7 protein-coding genes and 1 pseudogene are annotated in these 6,432 nt (G+C 69.2%); 6 read left to right on the forward strand and 2 right to left on the reverse strand.

What is annotated here, in order from left to right; genetic code table 11:
- Positions 1-5: 5 nt before the first annotated feature.
- Positions 6-1,529, reverse strand: a complete 1,524-nt coding sequence (locus tag C4U03_RS15720) for a class I adenylate-forming enzyme family protein (protein WP_160147005.1) — start codon at positions 1,527-1,529, stop codon at positions 6-8.
- Between the two features lie 80 nt (positions 1,530-1,609).
- On the opposite strand from C4U03_RS15720, the gene C4U03_RS15725 reads away from it, so the two are divergent.
- The 4 genes from C4U03_RS15725 to C4U03_RS15740 are packed head-to-tail and all read left to right on the forward strand — an operon-like array spanning position 1,610 to position 5,375.
- A complete protein-coding gene (locus tag C4U03_RS15725; protein ID WP_103938479.1) occupies positions 1,610-2,434 on the forward strand; it encodes a FadR/GntR family transcriptional regulator in 825 nt (274 codons plus the stop codon).
- A gap of 52 nt (positions 2,435-2,486) precedes the next feature.
- A complete protein-coding gene (locus C4U03_RS15730) occupies positions 2,487-3,308 on the forward strand; it encodes an enoyl-CoA hydratase/isomerase family protein (RefSeq protein WP_235017885.1) in 822 nt (273 codons plus the stop codon).
- The gene (locus C4U03_RS15735) at positions 3,305-4,417 is read left to right on the forward strand and encodes a CaiB/BaiF CoA transferase family protein (RefSeq protein WP_103938481.1); all 1,113 of its coding nucleotides are present in this window, start codon (positions 3,305-3,307) and stop codon (positions 4,415-4,417) included. The genes C4U03_RS15730 and C4U03_RS15735 overlap by 4 nt, the downstream gene beginning before the upstream one ends.
- Positions 4,410-5,375, forward strand: coding sequence for an LLM class flavin-dependent oxidoreductase (locus tag C4U03_RS15740; protein WP_160147006.1), 966 nt, complete (start codon positions 4,410-4,412; stop codon positions 5,373-5,375). Before C4U03_RS15735 ends, C4U03_RS15740 begins: the two co-directional genes overlap by 8 nt.
- Positions 5,376-5,418: 43 nt before the next feature.
- Here C4U03_RS15740 and C4U03_RS15745 read toward each other — a convergent pair whose 3' ends face one another.
- Positions 5,419-5,745 (reverse strand): transposase, encoded by a 327-nt coding sequence (locus tag C4U03_RS15745; protein WP_327372873.1) that lies wholly within the window; start codon positions 5,743-5,745, stop codon positions 5,419-5,421.
- Positions 5,746-5,772: 27 nt separating this feature from the next.
- Here C4U03_RS15745 and C4U03_RS15750 point away from each other — a divergent pair, with 27 nt between their 5' ends.
- Entirely contained in the window at positions 5,773-6,069 is a 297-nt protein-coding gene (locus tag C4U03_RS15750; RefSeq protein ID WP_160147007.1) for a transposase, read from the forward strand.
- Positions 6,070-6,128: 59 nt separating this feature from the next.
- Positions 6,129-6,356, forward strand: a pseudogene (locus C4U03_RS43140) (IS3 family transposase); the annotation flags it as partial.
- Positions 6,357-6,432: the final 76 nt, after the last annotated feature.

Here is a 6,432-nt window from a genome sequence, read left to right on the forward strand (position 1 = left end):
GTCAACTACCTGCGCCAACATTCGGGGCCACAGCGGGGGTGCTCCTCCGCCAGCCGGTCGCGCACGACCTTGCCGGTCACTCCCCTCGGGAACTGCTCCGGTCCGAGCACGTGCACCGCGAACGGGCGCTCGAAGGCCGCGAGGCCGGTGGCGCACTCCTCCAGCAGGGTCGCGGTATCGATCTCCTCGGCGAGCGCGACGTACGCCGCTGGGACCTGCTGGAACCGGGGGTGCGGGACCGGCACCACCGCGGCCTCGCCGACCGCGGGGTGAGCCAGGAACGTGCGCTCGATCGTCGCGGGGTAGACGTTCTCGCCACCGCACTTGAACATCCGTCCGCGGCGCTCGACGAACTCGATCGCGTTCGTCGCCGTCGCCCTCACGAGGTCGCCGGTGGGGAACCAGCCGCCGCGGAAGGCGGCGCGGGAGAGCCGGCCGTCCTCCCAGTAGCCGGAGAACAGCGTCGGGCCGCGAAGCCACAGCTCACCAGGCACGCCGGGCTCCACGTCCTCGCCCTGGTCGTTCACTATCCGGTGCTGGCAGAACATCGTCACCCGCTTGTCCAGGCGGGGCCTGCCGCCGTCCCATGCGACGGGTCCGGCACCGGGTACCAGGCCCGCCTCGGTGCTGCCGAAGGTGTTCAGGTACGGCGCGCCCAGCCGCTCCTCGGCGTCGCGCAGCTGGTTCGGGGCGACGAGGTCGGCCATGGCGCCGACGTACTTGACGCGGCGGGGACGACGCTCACCGAGCGCCGCCAGCAGCTCCGGGATCAGGCCGGGTATCAGGAACAGCCAGCCCACGTCACGGTCGAGAAGTTCCCTGGTCACGGCCTGGGGATCGAAGCCCTGGTGGACGACGAACGTCCCGCCGAGGATGAGGCTCGCGTAAAGGTAGTCGGTCGACGAGATGTGGAAGAGCGGGGCCCACCCGACAAAGGAGTCGAGCGCATCGACGCCGAGTTCGGCGTGCAGCACGAGCGCCCGCGCGACCATCGCCGCCTGTGAGATCACCACTCCCTTGGGACGTCCGGTGGAACCGCTCGTCGACATGATCGTCATGGGATCCGAGCCGCTGACCCGGTGCGGATCCAGCCCATGGCGGCCCGTACCGGGGCGTGCTCTCCAGCGTGGGTCCTCGTCGAGGTCGATGACGGCGGCTCCGGGCACGCCTTCGGCGACCGCGCGATGCGCGTGCGAGCAGAACACCGCGCTCGGCGCCACTCCGCCGAGGTACTCGGCGGCCGCCGCGGCCGGCAGCCTCCAGTTGGCCGGCGCGACGGTCACACCCGCCGCCGCGGCGGCGACCATCACCAGCACGACGTCGAGCCGGTTCGGTGCCGCGATCCCGATCCGGTCACCGCGCCGCACGCCCAGACGCTCCAGTTCGGCGATCACCTCGGCGGCCCGCGAACCCACGTCGGCGTAGGTCAGCTCCACGTTCCGGTCCGCGAGCGCGACCGCCTCCGGTCGTTCGCGGACGTTGCGCCAGAACGCGTGCGCGAAGGTCATCTGCCCGTTCGCGTCACTCATGCCGTACCGTCCTCCCTGAGGCAGAAACTGTGTTATCTTTACACAGAAAGAGAGACGTGCAAAGAGTGATCGGAGGTACCATGCCGGATGCGACCCCATCGCCGTCTTCGGCACATCCGGCCGCCCAGCTCGCCCAGCCCGCCATCGCGGATCTGGTCGCCGAGTCGATAAGGGACCGCATCATCAGCGGAGAACTGGTGGAGGGCGACCTGCTTCCCCGGCAGGAGGAGATGCTCCGCGAGCTGAACGTGAGCCGCCCGTCGTACCGCGAGGCGCTCCGGATCCTGGAGGCCGAGGGGCTGATCTCAGTGCGGCGCGGAAACCGCGGGGGAGTCGTCGTCCACTCCCCGTCACAGCACACGACCACCTACACTCTGGGGCTCCTGCTGCGGTACCGGCAGGTGAGCCTGGGCGACCTCTCAGACGCGATCAGCGAGATCGAACCGCTGTGTGCCGGGGTGGCCGCCGGCCTTCCCGACCGGCACGAGAAACTGATCCCGGAGCTCAACACCCTCGTGGACACCCAGGAACGCGCCCTGGGAGAGGCCCAGGAGTTCACCCGGATCGGGCGCGAGTTCCACGAGGCACTGGTGGGCGGCTGCGGGAACATGACACTCATCTCCACCGCGGGCGCGCTCGCCCAGCTCTGGTCGAAGCAGGAACTGGAGTGGGCGGACGTGGTCGCGGCGAACGCCGCCTACCCCGCCGTCGAGCAGCAGCGTCAGGTACTGCAGACGCACCGCATGATCGTCGCCGCCGTCGCCGCCGGGGATCGGCAACAGGCCACCAACCTTGCCCGCGCGCACTCGCTGGCCTCACATCACCATGTCCTGGAGGGGCGACGCGACCTCACGGTCATCCATCCCCGAAGCTCCCGAGTCCCGGGCCGCGGCACGGTCGGCTGACACAGGGGCACTCGAACCACCAGGTCCGCGTAATGGCTGGAGAGGAGCCGAGTTGACCGTCCCCCTGGGGAAACTCCCGGGCGCCGAAACCGGCGACCTGCTGTTCGACATCGATGACCACGGCATCGCCCACCTCACGCTGAACCGGCCCGAGCGCGGCAACGCGATCACCGTCGAGATGTTCCCGCAACTGCGCGCGGTCTGGGAGGAGGTGCGGACCAATCCGGCGGTGCGCTGCGTGATCATCACCGGTGCGGGAAGCAGGCACTTCTGCACCGGTGTCGATGTGGACTCGGTGGCCGCGACCGGCAAGGTGTCCATGGGCTCGGGGAACATCACCGACGAGATCGTCTTCACCTCCCGCCAGAACCGGGTCTGGAAACCCGTCATCTGCGCTGTGAACGGGCTGGCCGCCGGAGGCGGGCTGCACTTCGTCGTGGACAGCGACATCGTGGTGGCCGTTGAGGACGCCGCCTTCGTGGACACGCACGTCAACGTGGGCATGGTCGGGGGCATCGAGAACACGGGGCTGGCCCGCCGGCTTCCCCTGGGTACCGCGCTGCGGATGACGCTGCAGGGACGCAACTTCCGGCTCCCGGCGTCGCGGGCCTATCAGCTTGGGTTGGTCGACGAGCTCACATCCGAGGAGGAGTTGTACGGCACCGCGATGCGGATCGCACAGGACATCGCGGCGAACTCGCCCCAGGCCGTCTCGCTGTCCCAGCAGGCGGTGTGGGCCTCCACCGAGATGCCCTACAGCCACTCGGTCGAGTACGCCTGGGGGCTGGTCCGTTCCCACTGGTCGCACCCCGACTTCGTCGAAGGCCCCCGAGCCTTCGCCGAACGCCGTCCTCCGCGGTGGTCGGTCACATGACCGCCGACGTGACCGATACCAGGCACGCGCCATTGACCGGTCGTGTCGTGGTCAGCCTCGCCGAGCAGTACCCCGGGCCGTACGCGACGATGCTGCTGGCCGATCTGGGCGCCGACGTCACCATGGTCGAACGGCCGGGAGGCGAGCCGACCCGCCGACATCCAGCGCTCTTCGGCGCGCTCAATCGCAGCAAGCGGTCGGTCACGCTGGACCTCAAGTCCGAGGACGGCCGGGCGGTGCTGGAGTCGATGCTCGCCGGTGCCGACGTCCTTCTTGAGGGCTTCCGGCCAGGCGTCATGGAAAGGATGGGCTTCGCCCCGGAACGGCTCCGGCGCGAGTACCCGCAGCTGGTCATCGTGTCGATCTCGTCCTATGGGCAGACCGGACCGGACCGTGAGCAGGGCGCCCACGACCTGGCCCTCCAAGGGCGTGCCGGTCTCCTGACGGGGACGTCCGATGTACTCGGGGCCGTGCCGACCGCCGACCTCGTCTCCGGCGTCTTCGCGGCGCTCGGTGCGGTGAGCGCCCTTGTCGCGCGCGGCGACCACGGTGACGGCACCCATGTGGACGTGTCCATGTTCGACTGCCTCCTCGCCTGGCAGGCGGTCCGCGTGACTGCGTCCCTCAATGGCGAGGTGACGACGGGTTATCCGCCGCGCGAGCCGGCATACGGCGTCTTCAGATGTGCGGACGGCCGCGACATCGTCCTCGCGGTCGCGGGCGAAGACCACCAGTGGTCCGCGTTGTGCGACGAGCTCGATCTTTTCGAGGCACGCGGATACCGGACGGCCGAGCGTGAGCAACGCTCCGATGAGCTGCGTGTCCTGCTCGGGGAGGCCCTTGCGCGCCGACGTTCCGACCAGGTTCTGTCCCGGCTGGAGGCCGCCCGCGTGAGCTGCGGTCCGGTGAAAGACCCCGCCGAGGTGATGGACGACGAACAGGTACAGGCGCGGAACATGGTGGTGAGGACCGTCCCCTCGCAGCGACGGGTCGTCCGGCAGCCGCTCCTGTTCGACGGTGAGGCGCTGACGTCCTGCGTTGACGCCCCGGCCCCGAACCCGGTCCCCCCGGGCGGGGCCCGTCGGAATGATTCGACCCGTCATGTCTGACATGGGTTCGGGACCGCCCGGCGGGGACACGCCCACGTGCGAGATAGGCCTGGCGATCCAGGCCGACCTGCTCACCGCTGACGGGACGGACTTGGCGGCGTTCGGACGAGCGGTCCTCGACGCCGGACTCGGATACGTGTCCATCGGGGACCATGTCAGCCACAGAGGAGGGCAGGGGCTGGACGGCATCGTCGCGGCGACGGCGCTCCTCGCCGCACAGCCCCGCCTCCGGGTCGTGGTGGGCGCCTATCAGCTTGCGCTGCGTCACCCCTTTGTCGTGGCGCGGCAACTGGCGACCCTGACGGCACTCGCTCCACGACGACTGATCCTCGCCGTCGGTGCCGGCGGTGACGACCGCCGCGAGGTCCTCAACTGCGGTGTGGACCCCAGAACGCGCGGCGACCGCCTGAACGAGAGCATCGCCCTGCTTCATCGCCTCCTCGCGGGTGAGAACGTCGACCACCACGGAACGCATTTCGACCTCGAACAGGCCTTCATCAGCGATGGCGGACCGCCACCGGACCTGGTCGTAGCCGGCAGGGGAGAAGCCGCGAGCAAGCGAGCCGCGCGGTTCGGCACAGGATGGCTGGGACTCCTGGTCACACCCGGGCGCTACCACGAGATGCGCACCTCGGTCGTGGCGGAGGCCGAGGCGCTCGGACGTCCCACGCCCACCTGGTTCGGCCTCAACGTGTGGTGCGCGCCGGCCGAGAACGAACGCGAATCCAGAGAACGGCTGGCCGAGTCTTTGACCCGTTCGTTCGGCTCCGCGGCCGACCGCGCACTGCGTTACTGCGGTGTCGGCGACACTACCAAGATCGCTTCTTGGCTGGCCGGATACGTGCATGCGGGCGCTGCTCACCTGAGCCTCACCGTTCCCGCACGGCATGCAGAAGAAGCCGTCGAACGCGCCCACTCCCTCGCGACCGCGCTGGCGGAACACGTCCAATCGCCCTGAGAAGGGGATTGACACACCTGCTACCGAGTTTGAATGTTCAGGGTCAGGCTGGGCTGAGGGACAGTCCGGTGTGGGCCAGGAAGCCGGTGAGCAGGTCGGGCCGGTGCTGCAGACGTCGCAGCCGGGCGGTGATGGCGGCTTTGAGGTCGTCCAGGCGGTCGAACCGGTGATTGCCCAGACCGGTGGTGAGGTTGGCCCACACGCCCTCGGCGGGGTTGAGGTCGGGGGCGTAGGCGGGCAGCCGGTGGACCGTCAGCCAGGGCCGGGCGGCGAGGTAGCGGCGCATCGCACGGCTGAGGTGAGTGTTGAGGATGCCCCTATGTTGCGTCTGAGCTTCCCCCTGTAGCACGGACTGCTGACCTGAGGTCACCTGTGATCATCAGGAAGGATGTCCGCCATGCCCTCACCACACCCACCCGAGTTCCGCCGCCGCGCCGTCGAGCTGGCGCGCCAGGGTGACAAACCGCTCGTCCAGCTCGCCAAGGACCTGGGAATCAGCCGTTCCTGTCTGCAGAACCGGGTCAGCCAGGCCGACGCCGATGACGGCCAAAGCGGCGAGTCCGGTCGGCTGACGAGCACTGAGAAGAAGGAACTGGCCGAACTGCGGCGCCGTAACCGGCAGCTGGAGACCGAAAACGAGATCCTCAAGCGGGCCGCCGCCTACTTCGCCCGCAAAAACGTCCTCCCAAAGTAATCTACTCGCTGGTCCGTGAACTCGCCGCCGACTCAATCCCGGTCGCGGTGGCCTGCCGGGTATTGAACGTCTCCACCTCGGGATACTACGACTGGCTCGGGCGGCCCGAATCACCGCGTGCTCTGCGCAACAAGGAACCGGCGAAGATGATCCGCGAAATCCATGCAGAATCGCGCGGCAGCCATGGCTCGCCACGGGTACATGCCGAGCCGGCGCTCGGGCTGGGCGAGCAGGTGAACCGCAAGCGGGTCGAGCGGCTGATGCGCCGGGCCGGGCTGCAGGGCGTCTACCGGCGGCGAGGGCGCCGCGACCTGGTGAACGCCGCGACGGAGGAGGACCTGGTGCAGCGCCACTTCGACGTCG

This window comes from Thermomonospora echinospora (assembly GCF_900108175.1).
GTDB lineage: Bacteria > Actinomycetota > Actinomycetes > Streptosporangiales > Streptosporangiaceae > Thermomonospora > Thermomonospora echinospora.